This window comes from Parabacteroides hominis (assembly GCF_014287585.1).
GTDB classification, from domain to species: Bacteria; Bacteroidota; Bacteroidia; order Bacteroidales; family Tannerellaceae; genus Parabacteroides; species Parabacteroides hominis.
In genome coordinates, this window is sequence record NZ_JACOOJ010000009.1 from 25633 (window position 1) to 49092 (window position 23460).

Genomic DNA, 23460 nt, shown 5'->3' on the forward strand with positions numbered 1-23460 from the left:
TTGTTTTCTCCCCCTAAGCTCTTCATGCAATCTCCTTTGCATTAGCACGATTCATTTTTCTTAAATTATGGGCTATTGAGATGATAATACATTCTGTTTCTACTTTTTGTAGTCCCCTCAAATGCACTCTGCGGAACAACATATTTTGTTTTATGTCTCCAAAACATGTTTCAATATCATGTGCCCGATTTTTCATTAGCCTTTTTTCTTCATCCGTCAGTAGTTTCCGGCGTATTTGTTGCTTGTACTCCTCCAGTTTTTGATTTATTTGTATCGTTCTGTAGTTCCCCTGTTGCCGTTTATTTCCGCATTGCTCAGTTAATGGGCATCCGGTACAATCTCCTCTTCACAAAAGGAGTATAGCAAAGGCCTATTAGAAAATATACTATAATAGTTTAGTTGCATATTGGAAGAGTTTGATGAAAAATATTCTACTGTATTTGTAATGCAAACGGAAAATATTAACAGAAAAACATATTTTTGTATAATTCATTCGTCTTATAAAAATAGTTTCACTTAGATTTGCATAAAGAATGTATTGACGGCTGTGTATATATGAAACAGATGAAACTGAAAGACCTTATAATCCCTTTGTTAGCGACACTGATTTTCTCCGGTTTTACTTTTGCAGGAAACGAACCGGCAAGCGTGTCCCTGCCCGACAGCATCCTGAACGAAGACCATATCTACAAGTATCTCTATACTGACCGGAGCAAGTCGGATCGGATAATGACGGAGATGCGCCGCCGCAAGACCTGCCCGGCATGGGAACTTGATTACATCGAGGGCGACCTGAACTACAACACAGGACGCAATCGTGAGGCATTGAAACACTATAAAGGCGCTCTGGAAAGTTCCCACGTGAAAGGCAATGACACCCTCTGCATGGAATTGTTGCACCGCCAGATTTCCTGCTACGACGGTCTGCACGACGAGGTGAACAAGATGAGTTGCATCAATCGGCTCATGGCTTTGGCCAAAAAACTGAAAGACAAGTCTATGGAAAGCATTGCCCTGTTCAATATGGGCAAGAGTCTGTTCCATCAGGGCGACAAGGAACGGGGCTACGAATATATGGAACAGGGGGCGGCGATGATGGACGATACGGACTACCGCCTGAAATACGACAACCTGCGCTATGAATATAAGACGCTTGCCTTGTTCTACCAGCGTGACGGGCGTTATGATAACGTGCTTCGCATATTGGACGGGTGGGAAGATATCGTTTCCGAGTCCACTGGAGATGAACCCGCCATAGACGGACTGGCAGAAAGCGAGCTGAAAGATCTCCTCGCTATGCGCACCGTAACTCTCTCACGCACAGGATACGAAACGGAAGCAGCGGAGTGTTACCGAAAATTCAGGGAACTCGACAAAGAGCTTGGCCGAAACAACTACCTCGTAATGCCTTATCTGTTCGACACTAAACAGTATGACGAGATATTCCGTATCAACCTGCCGCGCGAGCGTTTCCTTATCGGGCAGAAAGACACGGTTAACTACTACATGGCTTCCATACTGAAATTCCTTGGCTATGCCTACCGTGACGTGGGCAACCATAAGAATTCCTCCGTCTATTTCGAGCGGCTCTCCGTACTTCGCGATAGTCTGAAAGCACGGGAACAGCAGAGTGCTGCACTCGAACTGGCCGAGATATACAAGACCAACGAGCAGGCGGCACAGTTGAAAGAAGACGAGAGCGCGATACGCATACGTACCATAGTCTTTCTTTCCACCGCCATATTGCTGGCCGTGGCGATAGGATTCATTATCTGCATCCTGCATGACAAGCAGATTATACTGCGAAAGAACGAGGCCATGAAAGGCACCATCGATGAACTGATGACCTATAAGAGCGAGTTTTTCATCCGGCAGGCAGAGAACATACGTTTGCGAGATGAGTTGCAGCAGTTCTACAATACGCAGGAGGAACCTGACAGCGAGATGTCGGAGTTATCCGAAAAAGAGCAAAACCTGCCGGACGAAGAAGATGAAGGAACAGAGGTTCCGGTCATCAAGCTGACGGAAAAAGACCGTGTGCTATACGACCGCATCAGCCATGAGATTATCAGCCGCAAGCTCTACCTGCGTCCCGGCTTCAACAAGAGTGAACTGATAAAAGAGATTCACATTCCGGATTACAAGTTTGCCGCATTGTTCAAGACATTTGCCGGATGTGGTTTCTCACAATACCTGCGGGACTGTCGGATGGACTATGCCATCGGCCTGATGCGCAAGCATCCGCAGTGGAGCATGGAAGCTGTTGCCAAGGAAGCACAAATGTCAAAAACTTCCTTTTACAGACAATTCCAAGAGAAATACGGCATGAATCCGTCCAATTATATAAAGACGGAATTATTCTCTCATTGATAAATACCTGATAATTAGAATATTAAATATAAAGTGTGTTTTTTGGGGACACCTAATATAATTTTTTGGGACACCTACTCACTTAAAATCCACTCTTTTTTATAGCACTTACATTACATTTGGTCCATGTTATAATTCAAATATAAAAACAAGTTAATTATGAAGATCATGAATGTTACAAAGGACAAACTACAGAATCTAATTTATGGATTCTTGGCAATCGCTGCCGTTGCCATCGCGACTGGCTGTTCGAATGACGATGACGATAATGGCGATGACATTATCAGCGATAAAGTTGTAGCTTCCGCCTCCTATACACTCGATTTGTCATACACCGAAGACCAGTTGGCATTGTTCGACATCTCCGCTGAATACACTTCCCCGAAGGGCGAAAAGGTAACGGAACCCATTACGAAGGAATGGAGCAAGACGGTGAAATTCGATGCGTTCCCTTCCACCTTTACCTTGGTTGTCACGCAAAAACTGAAAGAGGGTGTGGAACTGACGAAGGAGAGTTACAAAATCGGATCTAAGAAGATAGAGACGGTGAAAGTATTGTATGCAGACGGAAGTGAAGCTTACAATAAGTTGTCTGGAAGTGACAACAATCCTGCATATTCACTCGGAGCCGACAAGATAGAACAGTATGCCGAGAAAAAAAGAGAGGATCACAATATCTCGTTCACCATCAGCCTGAACGAAGATAAAAGCAACGTAGTGATAACCAACAACTGAGGTATTCTGAATGACAGCCACCACCGTGCAACATGGCGTAAGCACGGAGGATGCCCCTTCAAGTAATAAGGTGTAACCGCTCCTTTCGCAGGGAGCGGTGGCACAAGAAACAAAAGATAAAACAGAATAAGAAGGAAGTGGAACAGGAATGTACAACGCTCCCGTAGAGCTTGGATTTCACTCACCATCTCGCCAAAGCATAAACTACCTTATTTCAAAATCATACTCTATGGCTTATCTTCAATAAGTTATTTCAAATCTGCATTTGTTGCATAAAAAAGTATGATTACTGTTTGGCAGTTTCAAAAATGTTGCTACCTTTGCAACCGCAATCGAGAGAGATTGCTTCACTGAAAAGTGCTGAATTGCCCAGGTGGCGGAATTGGTAGACGCGCACGTTTCAGGTGCGTGTGTCGAGAGGCATGCAGGTTCGAGTCCTGTTCTGGGCACTTCAAAAACGGCTTAACATCAATGTGTGTTAAGCCGTTTTTTTGTTTTCGGTTTATTTGATTTTTGAGAGTTCTTCGATAAGTGCGGGGCGACGGGGGCGGCGAGCCTTCTGCTCTTCAATGATAACATCTGCTTCTTTTTTTCCTCCATATTCAATGAGCTTACGGAGCATATTGGCTCCGTCCTGATAAGCGTCGCGATTGGATGCGTTTTGAAAATGCTGACGTGCGCAATTTCCGTACAGCTTAATAAATTCATCTTGATAGAGGTTACGCACAGCCTTTGGAGTGTCTTCCAGAAGATATTGGTCGGGGTTCTTCTTTATATAATTTATATATCTGTCCCACATCTCCTCTTGGGTGAATATGTATGTCAGGATATTCCTGTTTTGTTTGTCGATGGCTTCTTCGATCAAAGAGTCACGCCATTTTGTCCAGTCCTCTTTTGACACATTGGATTTGATCAGAGAATACATGTTTGTATAAGAGTAATCTTTATTTCTCCAGAGATTTCCGTTAAAAAAGAAATAACGTGCAAGGCGAAGGATATTATCCACATCATTTTTTTTGCGATATACGTCCATTTCCCATGTCTTCCAGTCATTGACAAGGCCGGCATATCGGGCATCAGCGATTATTCCTTGCTGTGCAAGCTTGAGTACTTCGTCAAGGTCGCCTTCGTCCCATGCCATCTGAAGAAGTTGTTTTCGGAAATCGCTGTTGTCTACATTGTCATACATGAATTTACGTTGCTCTTCCGGGGTTCCGCAACGTGCCATTAGTTTGACGCGATAAGAACGGGCTTTGTTATATGCATACTTTGAATTCCAGTTGTCGCCTGTTGGCTTGATCTCATCGAGTGCTGCGAACACTGAATTTTGTCTTTCCTGAGTGTTGGCGAGCTTGATGGCTATTCCCATCCAGTCCCATTTCCAGTCCCATTTCCAGTCCCATCCATCGAGATCTTTGTTTTTGAAGCGAGTAAGGACGAAATTGAATATTTTGCTTTCTATTTCATGCGGCAGTTTTTGCTGAGTAAGGATGTCCCATTTTTCAAAGCAGTCGCTAATGATGGAACCGAGATTTCCATTGCTGTCATCACCGCAGTTCAGTATTTCTTCGGCTGAATCGGCAAACCCGCTTAATAAGGCAAAAACTACGTCCCATTTCTTATTCTCCATAGCCTCGTCTGCTTCCTCCAAGATTCTTGAAACGGCACTGTTGAAGCCAAAGGTGCTGTGGTATTCTATATATCCATACCGCCCTTGGTAAGCTGTTATGAGTTCATTGATACGATTTGAATAAGAGGATGGGGTTGGGGTAAATAAGGTGCCTGTTCCTAATGCAAGGAAACGGTCCCGGAACTGTCTGTCATTGGAACATTCCTTTTTGATAAAATCTCCTATCTGTTTTTATCAAGAATGGTAATCAATTTTTCGATCGTCGAGTTGTTGTTCTTCATGTTGATTCTTTTAATATTAATTGAGCAATAAAGATAAACAAATGTCTTGGAAAATTGAGAGTTGAAGTGTTGATTATTCTTCAGACGGACCAATTATTTTCAAAGACCGGATTAAACCTTTGTGGATATTTTTTCGTCTGAATAGACAGGAAAAGGAAGAGAGTAATGATTATTTTCTTATATTTACCCCAAATTAGTGAGTAGGAATGCAACAATATATAGAGGAAGAGATAATAAAACAATTACGTGATCCGGCGCATCAACGTGATGCCTTCGCGCAGGTTGTCAATTTCTACGGGGAGAAGTTGTATTGGCAGATACGAAAGATGGTGTTGGACCATGATGATGCCAACGACTTATTGCAGAATACATTCCTGAAAGCCTGGACGAACATCGACTATTTCCGGGGAGAAGCGAAGTTGTCGACCTGGTTGTATAAGATCGCGATTAACGAATGTATAACCTTTCTGAACCGCCAGCGTGCGCAGAACAATGTCTCGATTGACGATACGGACGTGTTTTTGCTGGAGCGCCTGAAAGGAGACGAGTATTTCGACGGAGATGCTGCCCAGATGAAGTTGCAGGAAGCGATCCTAACATTGCCGGAGAAACAACGTGCCGTTTTTAATATGAAATATTTTGACGATATGAAATATGAAGATATGTCTGAGATTTTCGGGACTTCCGTAGGCGCTTTAAAAGCCTCCTATCACCATGCGGTGAAGAAAGTGGAGGAGTTTTTAACAAAAGACATTTAAACCTTTCGTGTTACCATTTGTCAAAAGAGCATAAAAGAGAGATGATATGAAAACAGAACAAAACAATCTGGACCGTCTTAAAGGGAAAAATCCTTTTACTGTGCCCGAAGGGTATATGGAAGGATTGACGGCAAACATTATGAGTCAGCTTCCCGATAGAGAGCCTGAGAAGGAAGCAAAAAAAGTTTCCTTGATGGATCGTGTTCGTCCCTGGTTATATATGGCAGCCGTTTTTGCCGGACTGGGTTTGTTTTTTAAAGTTTTGGTCGGGCCGGAAGATAAAACGGCAAAAACGGATTCATTACTCGTGAAAACAGAAGTGTCTCCTAACACGGTTTCCGCTCTGCAAGCGGCCGAGGACGAAGAATACCTGGAGTACCTGGAAGATCAGTATGCCGGTTATATATTGGCAGAAGAAATAGGGGAAACCGAATAAATTGAAAAAAAATAAAGTTTGACGAAATATTTTTGAAAGAATACTTGTATGAATAAAATATTTTTTATTACATTTGTGGCGTGTTTAGTTGTGTTCTCATTCAGTGCTCACGCTCAAAGTGGGAAACAGCATCGAAATTTTGATAGAGAAGCGTTCCTTGCTAAAAAGAATGCTTTCATTACGGCAGAAATGGGGTTGACCCCGGAAGAGGCTGCATCATTTATACCTCTTTGTAACGAACTGCAAGAAAAGATGTTTGAGGCCGGTCGTGAATGTCGTAAACTATCCAAAGATTTAAAGCGCAATGAAAGTGCAACCGATGCTGACTACCTAAAGGTAATCGATGAGTGTGTGAGCGTGAACATGAAGCAGGCACAGTTGGAAAAGGAGTATTATGAAAAGTTTAAAAAGATATTGTCTCCAAAGAAACTTTACAAATACAAACGTGCGGAAGGAAAGTTCGCGCGGGAGTTTATGAGAGGAGGAGATGATAGAAAAGAAGAGAATAAAAAGAAATAAAATATTATCATTATTTGTGTTTTTTGTTTAGATTTAGTTTTGGCGTTTAAGTTAAGGGAGGGGTGGCGACGTGATGTCGGTTCCCCTTTTGTTTTTTATAAACCTTTCGATTTGGCTTCGTCCCAGATCCGATCCATTTCTTCCAAAGACATTTCTTTTAATGACTTGCCTTCTTTGATGGTATGCTCTTCTAAATAGTTGAAACGGCGGGTGAATTTCTGGTTCGTGCGTTCCAAAGCATTATCCGGATTGATCTTATAGAGGCGGGCAGCGTTGATCAGGCTGAAGAACAGGTCTCCGAACTCGGCTTCCATCTTGTCTGCATCCATCTTGTCGATTTCGGTTTTCAGTTCGGTAAACTCTTCGTGCACCTTATCCCAGACTTGGTCGCGCTGTTCCCAGTCGAAGCCAACGTTGCGGGCTTTGTCCTGGATGCGATGAGCTTTGACCACGGAAGGGAGTGAAGCGGGGACGCCTTCGAGAACTGTCTTGTTGCCGCCTTTTTCCTTTAGTTTGAGTTGTTCCCAGCTCTGTTCCACTTTGCCGGCTGTATCGGCCTGTGCACTTCCGAAAACGTGCGGATGGCGATAGATCAGTTTTTGGCAAAGGCTGTCGCATACATCTTTGATGTCGAACGCCGCCTTTTCTTCACCGATCTTGGCATAGAAGACAATGTGCAGGAGCAGGTCGCCCAATTCTTTTTTAATGTTATTGTTGTCATCTTTCATGATGGCATCGCACAATTCGTAAGTTTCTTCGATCGTATTCGTGCGAAGGCTTTCGTTTGTTTGTTTACGGTCCCACGGACATTTAACACGAAGCTCGTCCAGAATGTCGAGCAATTGTCCGAAGGCTTCCATCTTTTCTTGTTTAGTTGCCATTTTTTAGTTGTTATGATTGGGGAGGAAGGCTGTGTGTTAAAGAGATTGATTTCTCTATCTCTTTAACACACAGCCTATGAGATATTATTTGTTTTTTTCTTGTTGCTTGAAGACTTTCAACCCGTTTTCCAGGAATTTGATATAGTCGGGAACACTTTCGTTGAATGCATACGAAGGGCCGAGCGGTTCGCCCTCGTCGTTCAGCAAGATGTAGAACGGTTGGGCGTTTGCACCGAATTTGCTGCGCTGCAAATAACTCCATTTGTCGCCGATTGTTTTCAACTTACGAGTCTTGCCGTGCTCTTCGATTGTGATCGGCTGCGGCAGCTTCGTCTTGTCGTCGACCATCAGGGTGATCAGGACATAATCGTTTTCCAATATCTGTTTTACTTTCGGGTCGGTCCAAACAGATGCTTCCATCTTACGGCAGTTTACACAACCGAAGCCGGAGAAGTCGATCATGACCGGCTTGTTCACCTTCTTGGCATAAGCCATACCGGTTTCGTAATCGTCAAAAGCAGCGTGCACTTCACTATTGTACAGGTTGAAATCCTGAGTATACAGAGGAGGCGCGAAAGCACTGATCGCTTTCAATGGAGCTCCCCAAAGCCCCGGAACCATGTAAACGGCAAAAGAGAAAGAAATGATCGCCATGAACAGGCGCGGCACGGATACATACGGCAGGTCGCTGTCGTGGCTGAACTTGATTTTGCCTAACAGGTAAACTCCCAGCATGATAAAGATCACGATCCAAAGCACGATAAACACCTCGCGATCCAGCAACCGCCATCCGTAAGCTAAGTCGGCGACAGAGAGGAACTTCAGCGCTAAAGCCAATTCAAGGAAACCTAACACCACCTTGACAGAGTTGAGCCAGCCGCCGGACTTCGGCATACTTTGCAACATATTCGGGAAGATAGCGAAAAGGCTGAACGGAATAGACAGCGCCAAAGCAAAACCAAACATACCGATAGCCGGTCCAACCGCCGTCCCCATCGAAGCAGCCTGCACCAGCAAAGTCCCGATAATCGGACCCGTGCAAGAGAAAGACACCAGCACCAGCGTAAACGACATGAAGAAAATACTGATAATCCCTGTTGTCGAATCCGCCTTCGTGTCCAGCTTATTCGTCCAGGACGAAGGCAATACCATTTCGAACGCCCCGAAGAAAGAGATGGCAAAGACAACTAACAGCAGGAAGAATATGATATTGAAGATCGCATTCGTCGACAAGTCGTTCAGCGCGCTTGCCCCGAATATACCCGTGATCAGCAATCCCATCACCAGATAAATCACAATGATCGAAAGTCCGTACGTCACCGCATCGCGGATCGCCTTCTTGCGGTCCTTCGTCCGTTTGAGGAAGAAGCTGACCGTCATCGGGATCATCGGCCATACGCAAGGTGTCAGCAGGGCGATCAATCCGCCTAAGAAACCGGCGAAGAAGATGAACAACCAGGACGTGTCGGTTGCGGAAACCGTCGTGTCGCCGAAAGCCTTCAACTGGTCGATAACAGGAGTCCAAAGGGCAGTGTTGTCAGTCAGTTCGTTGGAAACGCGGACCGGCTTATTTTCAGCTTTGTCCTTGTTGGTGTCAGGTTCGGGGATTCCCGGACTGGGCAGTTCTTCTATTATTTCGGTATCCGGTTGCACGGCTGTCACATCGTTTTGGTCGACTTCCGGGGTTTCGGCAACCGTTTCGGCGGCAGCCGTCATCTTTATATTCTTTTTGTCGAACGAGAAACCGACGCGGTCTGGCGGCAGGCAAGTCTCGTCGTTACAAGCCATAAATTCCACTTCACCCTCGGCTTTGAACTTGGCCGGATCGGTCACTTTAATCTTCTGGGTGAACGAGACAGTTCCCGGATACCAACGCAGGTTCATGGCAAACAGTTCGTCATACACGGTAGTCGGTTTGACAGACGGTGTCGGTTTGCCGATCAGCTCGGCTCCTTTCAGTGTCTCGAATGTGAACGAAGTGGAGACTGGGCCGCCTTCCGGCAGGTCCTGGTCATACAAATGCCAGCCTTTATCGGCAGTAGCGGTAAACACGATCTCTTTCTCTGCGGAACCGGAATCATTCAGTTGTATCTTCCATTTCACAGGCTGGAGAATCTGTGCCTGTACGGTCAGTGCGACGAGCACCAACATCAAGGTACTAAAGAGCTTCTTCATATTATTCTTATTTTTGTTTATTTAGCTAAAGAGGAAAATTTATCAGGAATGCGTGTTTCGAAATGCATCTCTTCGCCCGTTACCGGATGAATGAAGTCGAGCCGTCGGGCGTGAAGCATCAGCCGTCCGGTGGGATCTGTCTCCGCCCCGTACTTGAAATCGCCAGCGATGGAGTGGCCGATCGATTGCATCTGTGCGCGTATCTGGTTCTTGCGTCCTGTCTCCAGATCGAGTTCCAACAGCGAATAAGCCCCGTTGCTGTGCAGCAGGCGGTAGCGGGTGATCGCCTCTTTCCCGTCTCCTTCGACTGTCACGTAGACCTGCATCTTGGTGTTTTCGGTCAGGTTGGAGATGATCAGGTCGGAATCTTTCTCCGGTCGTCCTTCCACTACGGCCACGTATGTGCGTGCCGTGATGGCGGAGTTCCAGTTCGATTGCAATGCTTTTTGCACTTGCTGGTTCTTGGCGAACATCATCAGTCCCGAAGTATCGCGGTCCAGGCGGTGGAGCACGAATATCTTGTTGCGCGGGTCCGTCTTCTTGACATATTCGCTAAGCAGGTGGAAAGCGGTCCGTTCCTTCACGCGCGCGCTGGAAACCGAAAGCAAGCCTTCTTTCTTGTTTACGACTATCAGGTCGTCATCTTCCCAAACAATCGTGAGCAGCGGATTGTTGAACTCGACTTTCCCCCGTTCGTAGCTGATTAACACCTCGTCGCCCGGTGCGAGCGGCATGTCGAACTGTGAGGTTACCGTACCATTGACTGAAATCTGTCCGTGGGCGAGCAGTGCCTTGACGGAACTTTTACTTTGTTCGTTTAAAAGGCCGAACAGGAAAGTGAGTAACGTATTCTCCTCTTTCACTGTAACTTTACGTCCGCGAGGGGCCCTGGATCTATCTGTGCCTCTGTATTCTGAGCGTCTTGTCATATTCCTGATTATATATAGTCTACAAAAGTACTACAATTTCTTGATATACGGAAGAACGTGGAAGGGGTAAACTATTTGGTTGCGTGACCGGATGCATAGTTTGCTATTTTTCTTGCCAAACCGGGAGGAATTGCCAATACTTCGGAAATCCCATATCTTTAAGTTCGAGTAGACTGCAATCGGATTTAAGCAGTTCCTTGATATGAATTTTAAAGTCGTTACCGGGACTAATCATATCAAGGATATAGGCTATACAAGAAAGTACGGCAAACAATTTGTTTGTGCGTATTTGTTCGATAGTCGTTCTATCCATAAACGGATAAGGAGTGTTGTATGGCAAGGTTATGCTGACCATAAATCGACGATTCCAAATGCGACTGTGGTGGGCGCAACAGTTGCGTAGATTGGATATTGCGTGTAGCCAATTCTCCAATATAGCTACTTTTTTCAAGCCGAATTGATCAGTAATGTACTCTTTGCGAGTATCTAATCTTAAGGATTGGAACAATCGGCTTAATGTGGCAAACGACACCACTTCGAGTGCCATCCAACTTGGTGGCATTGGTGGGGCATTGTATTTGGAACTGTAATGCTTGATAAAATCCTCGTTGCTACGGTTTACGTCAGCTTCGATATGTTCCATTAAATTATCATAGTCGAAACGATACAAACTTTCATCATCATACCAATGGCTATCACCTGTGCTTTCGGCATAGACCTGTACGATCTTTGTGCGCACTGCCACTTCAATCTTCTCAATTGCATTGAAAATAAGCGAACGCAGTCTGCGGTCAAAGCAATAAAGGGCAATGATGTCCTTAAAGTGTATGTCTGTACGGGTGAAGTTATGGTCGGTATCTTCATCGTTTTCTTGGAACGGATAAGTGTAAGCACGAAGCCGATAGTAACTAATATTGAAAAGATAGGCGGTTGCCTCGCTTTCATCATCGAAAACAAGCCCTCGTTGTTTTAGCCGTGCAACTTGCTCGGCGAGGGTCAACGGCTTCTTTGTATAATCAATTTTATCAGAAGCTACCATGTAAAAACTCGAAGACCTCCCCGGGTGCGCTGTTCTATGGGAAGCGTGGGAGGTCATATTGTGTGCAAAGGTAATACATTGTATATGAATCTGCAAGGCTCTCACGAAAATAATTTGAAGCATTACGTTTTTTCTTTCTATTTATTAGGAATTTCCTCCCTATTTGTTGTATCTTTAGATGCTATTCATAAGTCGTTCGCTGGCTGGCGGTCGATTGTCCGCTGGCTGGCGAACGATTGTCCGCTGGCTGGCGAACGATTGTCCGCTGGCTGGCGAACGATCGACCGCCGGCCAGTGAACGATCGTCCGCCGGCCGGCGGACAACTTGGCGAATGAAGAGAAAATCTTAACGGATAGGCTGGATTGAGTTAATATATCATGTAAAAACATTTAATCATTAGAAAATATGTCAGCAGAATACAAGTTAGTGCGTCGCCCGAACCCGTATAAAACGGCTGTAAAACAACCGCTTTACCCCTGTTTTGTTCCCTGGAGGACTGTCCGTCTGGACGATTTGGCGAGGATGGCGCAAGGGCGTTCTTCTTTTTCATCGGCGGATATCAAGGGGATGTTGCAGTTGCTTCAGGATTTGATCGTAGATGCTTTGGAGTACGGTCAATGTATCGAATTGGAAGGAATCGGCACGTTCGGCCTCTCCCTGAAATCCCGTCCGGTCATGGAAGAGAAGGAGATACGCGCCGAGTCGATCCGTTTCCAGGATGTGACGTTCCGCTCGTCGAAGGAGTTGCGTGACCGTCTGTGCACGATACAACTGGAACGTTCGCCGGAAAAAGACCCTGTCGGTTTCACCCCGGAAATGTGCGAACAGCGGACGATGGAATACCTGAAGACGCATCCTTATATAACCGGCAAAGTTTATCGCGGCCTTTGCCGTTGTGGGAAGACGAAGGCCGCTACGGATCTGAAAAGGATGATGCAGGCGGGAAAGTTGGTGCGGATATTCGTCGGGAATGCGTATTTGTTCCGCGTTCCGGTGGACGAGGCATGAACAGCTTAAAGACACGGCAAATAGGTTTGATTTAGCAGAAAAATAATAGTGTGGCGATTTGTATTGGCTGCACGGTATATAATTTATCTAAAATATTCTTACCTTTGTTTCGTGCGTAAGGGGCAAAGCGTTGCCAGCATAATTTTGTTTTAGAAAACGTAGGCGTTTAAAGATACTACTTAAATAGAAATCTGGACAATTTCTTCCCAAACAGGTAGTCACAACGCTAACGTCCTTTCATTTGTTAATACACATACAGATATGATGTATTTTATATTTGTGTATTTCAGATAAAGGGCGTGGCGCTGTTGTATATATTGTTGGGAGGGCCGTCCAGAGCCTCTATTTAATATGTCAACAGTTTCCACGCCTCTTTTATTTATAAACATTCAATCGGGAACTGTTGAATGTAAAAACATGCCAAATGCAATGATGGAATTTTTCTTGGTTACTAAACTTCGACGCCGGATAGCAGCTTGTTTGGAGGGTGCTTTGACTCCGGTTCATGTTGCCGATCTTTTTTGGGAACTTCGCCCTTATATGGCGTCCCACGAGATCAAACTGACGGATCGTGGCATTATTCTTCCTGCCCTTTCTTCCGGCAGTTCCCCTGAAGTTATCTATTCGGATGACGTACTCGCTCTATCGAGCAGCCGGCGAGGCGTGTTGATGCTTTTACTCCGTAACGGGGATGCCTGCCTGTTGTCCGGTCAAAGTTCGTCCCGCAAACGGATACATCTTTGCCACCAAACGTTTTTCCGTCTTGCCTGCACTGAAATCGGATTGCGTTTGTGGGTATTGAAAGAATCGTTGTTGGACTGGTAGAATCTGTTTCGGAACTTGCCGGTATGAATGAGATTATTTTGCGGGCAGATGTTTAAACTCTGAAATAATATACTATTTTTGCTAAAAAGATTAAATCAAACTGGTATGTTATACCTTAAAGGAGATTTTGAGAAGCTATATAAGCTGTATTATCCGAAGATGTTCGCTTTTGCCAAAAACTATGTTCCGGCAAACGAAGATGCGGAGAATATAGTGCAAGATGTGTTTCTTACACTTTGGGAAAGAAAAGAGGAAATCGAGATATCTTTTACGCTTACGACCTATTTGTTTACGCTGGTGAAAAACCGCTGCCTGAATTTCCTGCGCCACAAGCTGATCGAAGAAGAGTATAACAGCCAGATGAAAGAAGAGTTAGGATTCAAACTGTATGCTTTGGAGGCGTTCGACTATTCCTACCAGTCGGAAGAGGAGTTGCAGGAGATTATCCGGCGTGCTCTTGACACGTTGCCGGAACGTTGCCGCGAAGTCTTTATCAAAAGCCGCATCGAAGGACTCAAATACAAGGAAATATCGGACGAACTCGGAATCTCTGTGAATACGGTAGAGAACCAAATGGTTACAGCTCTCAAAAAATTACGTGTGGCACTGAAAGACTATTTGCCGTTACTGCTGTTCCTGGTTAATTAATGTTTATTTTGGACTGAGCCATAGTGGTACGTTCCGCGATGAGGGTTTAATTTATATAATGACAAAAGAAAGTATGTACGATCTGTTATCAAAATATTTGACAGGGGATATTTCAGCGGAAGAAAAACAAATACTTTTTCAGCAGTTGAAAGAAGATGAAGAGCTTAGGAAAGAGGCAGCCGGAATACAAAATCTGTCCGCGCTTGTTTCTATGGCGAATGAAGATGGAGCAGCTTCGGACAGGCAATATCGCTCGTTTGTCGGCATGCGGAAGAAACGCGCGTTGCTATTCAGCCTGCGTAAAGCGGCGGGCTATGCTGCGATCGTGCTCTTTTCCGTCCTGTCGACTTATCTGTTGATGAATTATGCCGGGGATAAGGAGGATGAGCTTGTCCGTTATCAGGAGTTTTCGACTCCGGCGGGACAGCGTGCTAAAGTCTTGCTTGCCGATGGCACAGAAGTCTGGTTGAACGCCAACACCACCTTGCGTTATCCCGAACGTTTCGACCCGAAAAGGCGGGAGGTCGAACTGCATGGCGAAGCCTTCTTCGAAGTGGAAAAAGCCGCAGGGAAGCCTTTCGTGGTCAAAACAAACAAAATGGACATTAAGGTCACCGGAACGAAGTTCAATGTGAATGCTTACGACACGGAAGAATATTTTGTAGCTTCACTGGTCGAAGGAGCTGTCTCCGTCTCCTGTGCGCATGACAGGAGTAACAGCTATGCTTTATTACCCCGGCAGCAGATCGTTGTCTCAGACCATTCTTCCAAAGTCTCCCCATTCGAGAATACTGATTTTATGGCATGGAAGGAAGGCGTGTTTATCTTTGACGATATGTTGATGACGGATATCATTAAGAAGCTGGAACTCTATTATGATGTCTCGATCATCGTAAAAAACACGAAACTCGAAAACTTCCGCTATACCGGTAAATTCAGGCAACGGGATGGAGTGGAAAGCGTTTTGCGGAAACTCCAGATCGTATATCCGTTCAAGTATACGAAAGATGATGATAAGAACTTGATCGTATTGCAATAAAATCACATTATCATTTTGACAGGAAAATAGGGTAATGTGGTATAATCCGTATTGTTAAAAAATATTACCCGCTATAGTAATTTCAATTATCCGCTATAAAAATCCGGTTTTGATGGGATAGTAGTGATATTTTGATAGTAGTGGTTGGAATTTGAAAAATTAAATAATGTTTAATTTAGTGATGCCTATAGTGGTGTTTCAGGTGTGAAGGGTCAAACTTATAAATATCAGGAAAAACATGTGTAACCTTAAAAAATAGTATGCCTATGGTTTAGAACAGTCTTTTTTATATAAAAAAGTTGGCAGGTGTTACAGCACCTGCCAACCGTAATATCTAACACTCTTAGTCGAAAAAAGTATTAAACAATTAATTTTACAAAGGTATGGAAAAATATACTTTGTCAGTCTTATTATGTCAAAGAAAACGCTTAAAGAAGTTTTTTAGTATTATGAGAATATCTGCATTATTGTTGTTCGTCTGCATTTTTGCATCTTATGCGTCGAATGCAAGTTCCCAGACAGCAAAAGTGAATATTACGAACGAACGTATGACTATCGGGACCTTTATCAAGAAGGTTGAAAAGGAAACAGGTTATATGTTTGTTTATAATAAAAAAGATATTGACGCAAACAAAACAGTCTCTTTGCAAAAAGGTACGAATACGGTAGTAGATTGCCTGAACCGTATTTTTGAAGGTTCGGGTGTGTCATATGTTTTTGAAGATGATTATATCGTGTTGACGAAACGTGTGCAGGCACAGGATAATGCCGTTGCCCAGCAATCCGGAAAAGTCATCCAAGGAGTCATTACGGACGAAACAGGTTTGTCGGTGATCGGTGCCAATGTGTTCGTGAAAGGCACTACTATCGGTACGGTAACGGATGTTGATGGTAAGTTTTCTGTAGAAGTCCCTTCTGACGATGCCATCCTCGTCATTTCCTATATCGGTTATATGGAACAACAGATTTCTGTGAAAAAGCAAAAAAACTGGGCGATCGTGTTGAAGGAAGATTCACAAAGCCTGGATGAAGTGGTGGTTGTCGGATATGGAACACAGCGTAAAGGAAATATTGCAACGGCGGTAACTACTATAAAAGCAGAAACATTACAGAACCGTCCGGTTCAGACCGTTGGTGAAGCTTTACAGGGACAAATACCAGGTTTGAGTGTGACAGCTAAAGGTGCTCCGGGAGAGTCTCCCACACTTCGATTGCGCGGTTCTTCTGTTTTGAATGCGGATAACTCGTCTGCCCCATTGATTTTAGTGGATGGGGTACCGGCTGATTTTAACTTTTTGAATCCGGAAGATATTGAAAGTATTAATGTGTTAAAGGATGCTGCTTCTGCTGCAATTTATGGTTCACGGGCAGCCAATGGTGTTCTTTTGATTACGACGAAACGAGGTAAGGAAGGAAAGCCTACTTTTCGATATAATGGTTCGGTTGGAGTAAATACGCCGATGCATATGCCAAAATCAATCGGTTCAGCGGATTATGCTCGGATTATGAATGAAGCGGTAAGAAATATGAATGGGGATCCGGTTTATACAGAAGATGAGATTGCAAACTATGCAAAAGGAACTGATCTGAATCGATATCCTAATACGGATTGGTTGGATTTAGCGATTCAGAATAGTATTACAACCCGTCATGGAATAGAGGCTTCCGGTGGAACAGAGAAAGTTAAATATTTGGTGAGTGCTGGTGTTGATCATCAGACCGGGATTTTCCCTCAAACACAACAGAATGTATTTAATGTGAGATCAAGCACGGATATTGCAATCAGTAAGAAGTTTGATATGTCTTTTGATATACGTTACCAGTTGCGGGATATGGAGGCTTTGAATAACCAGCAAGATATTTATAAACAGGTAATCGCAGCGGATCCAACGATGGTCGCTTATTATACGGATGGAACGTATGGCTATAATGCTGGCTTTTTTACGAATCCGTTAGTAGCTTTGTATGAAGGAGGACAGAAATTTACAAATAGACATGAGGCTTCCGGTATATTTAAACTGAATTATGAAATTATAGAAGGGTTGACTATTACGGGGATCGCGAATGTGAAATATACGTTTAAAAATGAAGAGTCCAGGAGTCGTAAGTTAGTTTATAAAAACTATTTCACACAAGAATTGATCGAAAAGGGGGAAAATAGTTTTTCGGATCGTCGTGATTATAATGCTTACTATAATTTGCAGGCTTTGTTGAATTACAAGAAAAGTTTCGGGGTTAATAACTTCGATATTTTGGCGGGGTATCAGCAGGAAAATGAAAGTAGTGACTGGCTGAAAGGTGCCCGTTCCGGTTATCCGACGGATTTGATTTGGGAACTGAATCCAGGACCGAAAGATAATTGGAGTAATGACGGAAATGGTGAACATTGGGCATTGGCCTCTTTTATCGGTCGTATCAATTATGATTATGACAATAAATACATTCTGTCGTTGAGTATACGTTCGGATGCTTCTTCTCGCTTTGCAAAAGGCAGTCGTTGGTCTTCGTTTCCTTCTGTCGCTGCAGCATGGAGAGTTTCGCAAGAATCATTTATGGAAGGAACAAAGGAGTATTTGGATGATTTGAAACTTAGAGTGTCTTGGGGACAAACGGGTAATGCGACTGGTTTGGGATTGTATCCGAGCTATACTTTGGTTTCTACCGGTGGCTTAATCTTGAATAATAGCTACCAACAAATGGCTCAATTGAAAACAATCGGAAATCAGGATTTGACTTGGGAACATTCAGATATGTTCAATGTTGGTTTGGATGCTAAATTTTTAAATAGCCGTCTGAATTTCACGGGTGAATATTATGTCAAGAATACGAGAGATATTTTATTGGCTGTTCCGGTACCGTTGGAATATGGTTTTGGCAAACCTAATATGAATATTGGTCAAGTACGTAATAAAGGTTGGGAATTATCTTTGGGCTGGAGTGACCGAATCAACGATTTCGGATATAGCATTTCGGCTAATTTGTCAGATAACCGGAATGAAGTGATTGATTTGGGAGATACAGGACCCTGGAAGGGATCTAATACCTATACAGAAGTCGGCTTGCCATTCAATTCGATTTACGGATATGAATCGATGGGATTATTCCAATCTGATAAGGAGGTGGCGGATGCTCCATTCCAAAATTCGAAAACGGCGGCAGGAGATATTCGTTATAAAGATCAGAATGGGGATAACAAGGTTGATGCAAATGACCGTGTAGTATTAGGGGATCCTAATCCTCATTTTCTGTATGGTTTGAATTTGGCATTCGATTATAAAAACTTCGATTTGGGAATGTTTTTCCAAGGTGTAGGACAGATGGATCGAATAGTGAATGACAATTTTGTAAGACCTTTGAATGATGCTACTATATTTGCGCATCAGCTTGATTATTGGACTTCTCAGAATACGGATGCCAAATATCCTCGTATCTTGAATAAAACTGATGCTAATCATAATTATGAGACCTCAGATTTTTGGATGATCAATGCAGGTTACTTACGCATGAAGAACCTTTCAGTCGGTTATACTGTTCCGCGTAAGTTTTTATCTCCTATTGGCTTAAGTCGTTTACGAGTTTATTTTACGGCGAATAATCTGTTTACAATTTCGGACTTTGTGCCGGGTATGGATCCTGAAGCATCCAGCGCGTGGGCCTATCCGTTTGCACGCACTTATTCTTTTGGTTTGAATGTTCAATTTTAAAAGTGAGGAAAAATGAAAACATTAAAAAAATATATATATGCGATTGCTTTTTCACTGAGTTTATTTTCGTGTGATAGTTTTTTAACAACTCCGCCGCTGGATCAAATTTCGGAAGATCAGTGGTGGAATGATAAAAGCCAGACAGAGATGATGGTGAAAGGAGCTTATCAGTATATTTATGGTACGGAAGAAGTTGCATATCGGGATTGTTTCAGTGATAATGGAATGCGTAGAAGTTCCGCTCAAACAGAAATAGGTAATGGAACTTATACAACTCAGAATAGTGCTGTGAAAAGCGAATGGAGATATTCTTCTATTGCCAAGTTGAATTATATAATGGAAGGTTTGGAGAAAGCTAAAGATAAAATTACGGAAGCGGAATATTTGAGATTTAGTGCGGAGGTGCGTTTTATCCGGGCTTTTGTTTATTATGATATGATATTCTATTTCGGCGATATTCCACTGATCACCAAAACGCTGACTGTTGCGGAGTCTCGTGAGACTTCTCGCCAGCCTCGTCAGGAAGTTTTGGATTTTATATTGAGCGAATTGGAAGATTTTGTTCTCCCCAATATAAATGCACAGGAAATTAAAGAGAGTGGACGAGTAAACGAGCAGACAGTCAATGCATATCTTTCTCGTATCTATTTGTATGAAAAAAATTATGAAAAGGTTTTAGAATATACCGATAAGGTAATAAAGTCTGGTGATTACGAATTATATGCCGATTATGATGAATTGTTCCGTCCACAGTCGGATGGAAACAACAAGGAGGTAATCTTTGAACGTCAATATACTTCGCCGTTGGTTGTTCACGATTTAAACAGGAATTTGTCGTATGTTTCTGGTGTTTATTCTGGATGGTCAAATGTGCTTGCTTTAAATGAGTTGGTTGACGACTATGAATGTCTGAACGGACATCCCGTTTCAGAATGTGAATCTTTAGGTTGTGAGTATGCTCAAAAAAGGAAAGATGCTGAAACGGAAATCCACCGGGGGGAATTTGATTTTCGTGATCCTCGCTTGAATACAACTATCACTTGGCCGTACAAGGAATGGGTTGTAGATGGAAACGTACGTTGCCGTTATGGGGTGGATGATCCTAACAGTGGTGATTATGTGCAGAAAGAGACACACATGACAGGTTATATGTGTGAAAAATGGATTGACTTGCGAGGTGAGTATGCGGATCGTACGTTGGCTGATAAAAATATGACGATTTTACGTTATGCCGATGTCTTACTAATGCGTGCGGAGGCTTTGATTGAATTATCTCAAAATTTGCCTGAAGCAGTTTCCTTGATCAATCAAATCCGTGCTCGAGTCGGAATGCCTAATATAGATGTCGCATCTCAATCGGTATTGAGAGAAAAACTTCGTCATGAAAGAAGAATTGAGACTGCGTTTGAAGGATTACGTTATTTTGATATTATTCGCTGGCGTATTGCGGATAAAGTGAAAAAAGGGAAAGTTTATGGTGCTCGTTTGAAGGCGGTTAATGAAAACATGGATCATAAATATGTGGAAGAACGTTTTTGGGAAGATAAAATGTATCTTTTCCCGATTCCGCAAGAGGCTATGGATAATAATGGTAATTTAGTTCAGAACCCAGATTGGTAAAATAGATTGTAATTCACGTTATGATCCCCGAATCTGAGTTCTTTGAATGAGGATTCGGGGATTCTTATGAATAAGTAATTAAAGTATATTGTATGAAAAAGAATTTATTAATCGCTATATTTTTGATTTGGACATCCAGTTTGTTAGCAATGGATTTTCCAAAGTTTTCTACTGCTGGATTTTATGAGTTGCCGAATACAGGACGTGAAGTCTATTCTATGAATTTGGCTTGGAGATTCATCAAAGGTGATGTTGAGGGAAGTCCATATGCTACTGATTTTGACGATTCCGGCTGGGAAGTAGTTTCTATACCGCATGGTCTGGAATATTTGCCGGTTGAGGCAAGCGGTTGTGCGAACTATCAGGGGATAGTGTGGTGTCGGAAACGCTTTACACCGGATTCTCGGTTGAAAGGGAAACAGTTGTTTATTCATTTTGAAGCCATAATGGGTAAAAGTAAAGTATATGTAAATGGAAGACTCTTGAAAGAACACTATGGAGGTTATTTGCCTGTTATTTTAGATGTTACGGATGTTTTAGATTGGGAAAAGGAGAATGTTATCGCAGTAAAGGCTGATAATAGTAACGATCCGCTTTATCCCGTTGGAAAACCCCAAAACCTGCTTGACTTTACCTATTTTGGCGGTATCTATCGGGATTGCTGGTTGGTGGCGCATAACAAGGTGTTTATTACGAATGCGAATTATGAGAATGAAGTAGCTGGTGGAGGATTGTTTGTTTCGTTTGCCGAAGTTTCAGAAAGAAATGCGACCGTGAATCTGAAAGCGCATATCCGCAATAACTCGGAAAAGAATGAACAAGTAACGGTAATCTTCAATTTGAAAAAGAAGTCGGGTGAAACAGTCAAACAAGTTTCAAAGAAAGTGTCGGTCAGAAAAGGAAAAGCAGGTTATGCGGTTGCTTCCATTGGGGTCGATTCGCCTCTTTTATGGAGTCCGGAAAATCCTTATTTGTATGATTTGGACGTGATGGTGACAACAGACGACGGGGCTGTGGTCGATGGATATCGTCAACGTGTCGGCATCAGAAGCATCGAGTTCAAGCAGACCGAAGGACTTTGGATAAACGGTAAGCCATACGATGGAAAATTGATGGGCACGAACCGTCACCAGGATTTCGCTATTTTAGGAAATGCCTTGCCTAATTCCATGCAATGGAGAGATGCCAAGAAGCTGCGCGATGCCGGGATGAAGGTGATCCGTACTCATTATGTGATTGATCCGGCTTTTATGGATGCTTGTGACGAACTGGGATTGTTTGCGCTGGTAGAAGTCCCCGGATGGCAGTTTTGGAACAATGAGCCGGTTTTTGGCGAACGCGTTTATTCGGATATCCGCAATATGATCCGCATACATAGAAATCATGCCTCTTTGTTTTTCTGGGAACCTGTCTTGAATGAAACACGCTATCCGGATGAATTTGCGAAGAAGGCATTGGATATTTGTAAAGAAGAATATCCCTATCCTTATAGCATCGCGGCCTGTGATCACGGAGCAGCGGGCGATCATTATTATTCCTTATTGTTGCGTCCGATCGAATCGGATCTGCGCGACGATAAGACTTATTTCATTCGCGAATGGGGAGACAATGTAGACGATTGGAACGCGCAGAACTCCGATAGCCGTGTGGCACGCGGTTGGGGAGAAGTTCCTATGTTGATCCAGGCTGAGCATTATGCAAATCCTTCATATATAAAAGAACATCCGATTTTGTGCTATGAGACGATTTGCAATAAGCCGAAGCAAATAGTCGGTGCTTGCTTCTGGCACTCTTTTGACCATCAGCGCGGCTATCATGCCGATCCTTTCTATGGAGGAATCATGGATGCCTTCCGCCAGCCAAAAACATCTTATTATATGTTTATGGCGCAACGTTCTCCCGAAAAGAGTGACTTGATTGCCGACAATGGGCCTATGATTCACATCGCCCATGAGATCACGCCTTTCTCGCCGGCGGACGTGACAGTCTATTCGAATTGCGAAGAAGTCCGTCTGACCGTGTTTAAAGGCGGAAAAGAATATGTCTATAAGAAAGATCCGAGCCATAAAGGTATGCCTTCGCCGATCGTCACCTTTAAAGACGCTTATCATTTTATGGAATGGAAAGCGATGGCGCGTGCCGGAAAGCAGGATGATGCTTATTTACTGGCGGAGGGGTTGATCGGCGGGAAAGTCGTTGTCAGCCATAAACGCTACCCTTCCGGACAAGCCGATCATCTGATCGTCCGCCTGGATGACGAGCATGTATCTTTGAAAGCGGATGGTTCCGATGTGGTGACCGTCATTGCCGAAGTGGTGGACAAGCGCGGAACGGTGAAACGGTTGAATAATTCGCACGTCCGTTTTGACATTCAGGGAGAAGGCAGACTGCTGGGAGATGCTTCCGTAGGTGCGAATCCGGTTCCGGTAATTTGGGGATCGGCGCCTGTTTTGGTGCAATCGACGACAAAGCCAGGCAAGGTGAGAATTATTGCGTCTATGCAAAATCCGGGACAATCTCGTCCGTTGGAAGGCGTCTTGGAGTTTGAGACGGTGGCAAACGATCAAAAAGAAATCTTTTCACAAGAAGAATTGTTAATTGGTGGTAAGTCACGATCCAAGATGAAAAGTGTTGTAAATAAGAACGATTTGGAGAGGGAAAACGAACGTTTGCGTAAAGAATTGAATCAATTAAAAGTAAGAGAAGTAGAAAAGCAACAGACGCAGTTCGGGGTTGGCATTAATGATTGAGTTTAAATGCAAAGTAATATAAAATTTAGCTCTTATGTACTTATCTATATTATTTTTGTACTTTTGCGTCTGAAAATGGCGGACTTCTTTTGTCTGTGCCGAACATAGATAT

General features: G+C 43.5%; 18 protein-coding genes, 1 tRNA gene and 1 pseudogene. 14 read left to right on the forward strand and 6 right to left on the reverse strand.

Features of this window, described 5'->3' with window-relative positions; all coding sequences use genetic code 11:
* Window positions 1–22: 22 nt before the first annotated feature.
* Window positions 23–328: pseudogene (locus tag H8S65_RS21315) on the reverse strand (transposase); the annotation flags it as partial.
* Between the two features lie 227 nt (window positions 329–555).
* Here H8S65_RS21315 and H8S65_RS07110 point away from each other — a divergent pair.
* The 3 genes from H8S65_RS07110 to H8S65_RS07120 all read left to right on the forward strand — a co-directional run bounded on the left by H8S65_RS07110 (window position 556) and on the right by H8S65_RS07120 (window position 3554).
* Window positions 556–2370, forward strand: coding sequence for a helix-turn-helix domain-containing protein (locus H8S65_RS07110; RefSeq protein WP_186929297.1), 1815 nt, complete (start codon window positions 556–558; stop codon window positions 2368–2370).
* A 159-nt stretch (window positions 2371–2529) separates the two neighbouring features.
* Window positions 2530–3105, forward strand: a complete 576-nt coding sequence (locus H8S65_RS07115; RefSeq protein WP_186929298.1) for a hypothetical protein — start codon at window positions 2530–2532, stop codon at window positions 3103–3105.
* Between the two features lie 367 nt (window positions 3106–3472).
* Window positions 3473–3554 (forward strand) — tRNA-Leu (locus tag H8S65_RS07120).
* Between the two features lie 53 nt (window positions 3555–3607).
* Here the strand turns inward: H8S65_RS07120 and H8S65_RS07125 are convergent.
* Window positions 3608–4735 (reverse strand): hypothetical protein, encoded by a 1128-nt coding sequence (locus tag H8S65_RS07125; protein WP_186929299.1) that lies wholly within the window; start codon window positions 4733–4735, stop codon window positions 3608–3610.
* Window positions 4736–5222: 487 nt separating this feature from the next.
* Here H8S65_RS07125 and H8S65_RS07130 point away from each other — a divergent pair, with 487 nt between their 5' ends.
* Genes H8S65_RS07130 through H8S65_RS07140 form a run of 3 tightly spaced genes read left to right on the forward strand, consistent with a single transcriptional unit; the run spans window position 5223 to window position 6729 of the window.
* Window positions 5223–5774, forward strand: coding sequence for an RNA polymerase sigma factor (locus tag H8S65_RS07130; RefSeq protein WP_186929300.1), 552 nt, complete (start codon window positions 5223–5225; stop codon window positions 5772–5774).
* A gap of 46 nt (window positions 5775–5820) precedes the next feature.
* Window positions 5821–6210: a hypothetical protein gene (locus tag H8S65_RS07135; RefSeq protein WP_186929301.1), complete on the forward strand. Its 390-nt coding sequence runs from the start codon at window positions 5821–5823 to the stop codon at window positions 6208–6210.
* A gap of 48 nt (window positions 6211–6258) precedes the next feature.
* Window positions 6259–6729: a hypothetical protein gene (locus H8S65_RS07140; RefSeq protein WP_186929302.1), complete on the forward strand. Its 471-nt coding sequence runs from the start codon at window positions 6259–6261 to the stop codon at window positions 6727–6729.
* Between the two features lie 95 nt (window positions 6730–6824).
* Here the strand turns inward: H8S65_RS07140 and mazG are convergent, their stop codons facing one another.
* From mazG to H8S65_RS07160, 4 genes are all read right to left on the reverse strand, one after another.
* Complete coding sequence (mazG, locus tag H8S65_RS07145; protein ID WP_186929303.1) at window positions 6825–7610, reverse strand: nucleoside triphosphate pyrophosphohydrolase; 786 nt, start codon at window positions 7608–7610, stop codon at window positions 6825–6827.
* Window positions 7611–7694: 84 nt separating this feature from the next.
* Entirely contained in the window at window positions 7695–9785 is a 2091-nt protein-coding gene (locus tag H8S65_RS07150; RefSeq protein ID WP_186929304.1) for a protein-disulfide reductase DsbD family protein, read from the reverse strand.
* A gap of 17 nt (window positions 9786–9802) precedes the next feature.
* The gene (locus tag H8S65_RS07155; protein ID WP_186929305.1) at window positions 9803–10714 is read right to left on the reverse strand and encodes an RluA family pseudouridine synthase; all 912 of its coding nucleotides are present in this window, start codon (window positions 10712–10714) and stop codon (window positions 9803–9805) included.
* A 103-nt stretch (window positions 10715–10817) separates the two neighbouring features.
* Window positions 10818–11753: an Abi family protein gene (locus tag H8S65_RS07160; RefSeq protein WP_222616254.1), complete on the reverse strand. Its 936-nt coding sequence runs from the start codon at window positions 11751–11753 to the stop codon at window positions 10818–10820.
* Window positions 11754–11837: 84 nt separating this feature from the next.
* On the opposite strand from H8S65_RS07160, the gene H8S65_RS07165 reads away from it, so the two are divergent.
* The 8 genes from H8S65_RS07165 (at window position 11838) to H8S65_RS07200 (ending at window position 23348) form a co-directional block, all read left to right on the forward strand.
* On the forward strand, window positions 11838–12089 hold the full coding sequence (locus tag H8S65_RS07165) for a hypothetical protein (protein WP_186929306.1): 252 nt from the start codon (window positions 11838–11840) through the stop codon (window positions 12087–12089).
* Window positions 12090–12159: 70 nt separating this feature from the next.
* Window positions 12160–12762 carry an HU family DNA-binding protein gene (locus H8S65_RS07170; RefSeq protein ID WP_186929307.1) on the forward strand — a complete coding sequence of 201 codons (603 nt, stop codon included), beginning with the start codon at window positions 12160–12162 and terminating at the stop codon, window positions 12760–12762.
* A 429-nt stretch (window positions 12763–13191) separates the two neighbouring features.
* On the forward strand, window positions 13192–13587 hold the full coding sequence (locus H8S65_RS07175) for a hypothetical protein (protein ID WP_186929308.1): 396 nt from the start codon (window positions 13192–13194) through the stop codon (window positions 13585–13587).
* 105 nt (window positions 13588–13692) lie between these two features.
* The gene (locus H8S65_RS07180) at window positions 13693–14235 is read left to right on the forward strand and encodes an RNA polymerase sigma-70 factor (RefSeq protein WP_186929309.1); all 543 of its coding nucleotides are present in this window, start codon (window positions 13693–13695) and stop codon (window positions 14233–14235) included.
* A 58-nt stretch (window positions 14236–14293) separates the two neighbouring features.
* A complete protein-coding gene (locus tag H8S65_RS07185) occupies window positions 14294–15274 on the forward strand; it encodes a FecR family protein (RefSeq protein WP_255489064.1) in 981 nt (326 codons plus the stop codon).
* A gap of 383 nt (window positions 15275–15657) precedes the next feature.
* Window positions 15658–18978, forward strand: coding sequence for a TonB-dependent receptor (locus H8S65_RS07190; RefSeq protein ID WP_186929310.1), 3321 nt, complete (start codon window positions 15658–15660; stop codon window positions 18976–18978).
* 12 nt (window positions 18979–18990) lie between these two features.
* Window positions 18991–20598, forward strand: coding sequence for a RagB/SusD family nutrient uptake outer membrane protein (locus H8S65_RS07195; protein WP_186929311.1), 1608 nt, complete (start codon window positions 18991–18993; stop codon window positions 20596–20598).
* A gap of 92 nt (window positions 20599–20690) precedes the next feature.
* The gene (locus H8S65_RS07200; RefSeq protein ID WP_186929312.1) at window positions 20691–23348 is read left to right on the forward strand and encodes a glycoside hydrolase family 2 TIM barrel-domain containing protein; all 2658 of its coding nucleotides are present in this window, start codon (window positions 20691–20693) and stop codon (window positions 23346–23348) included.
* Window positions 23349–23460: the final 112 nt, after the last annotated feature.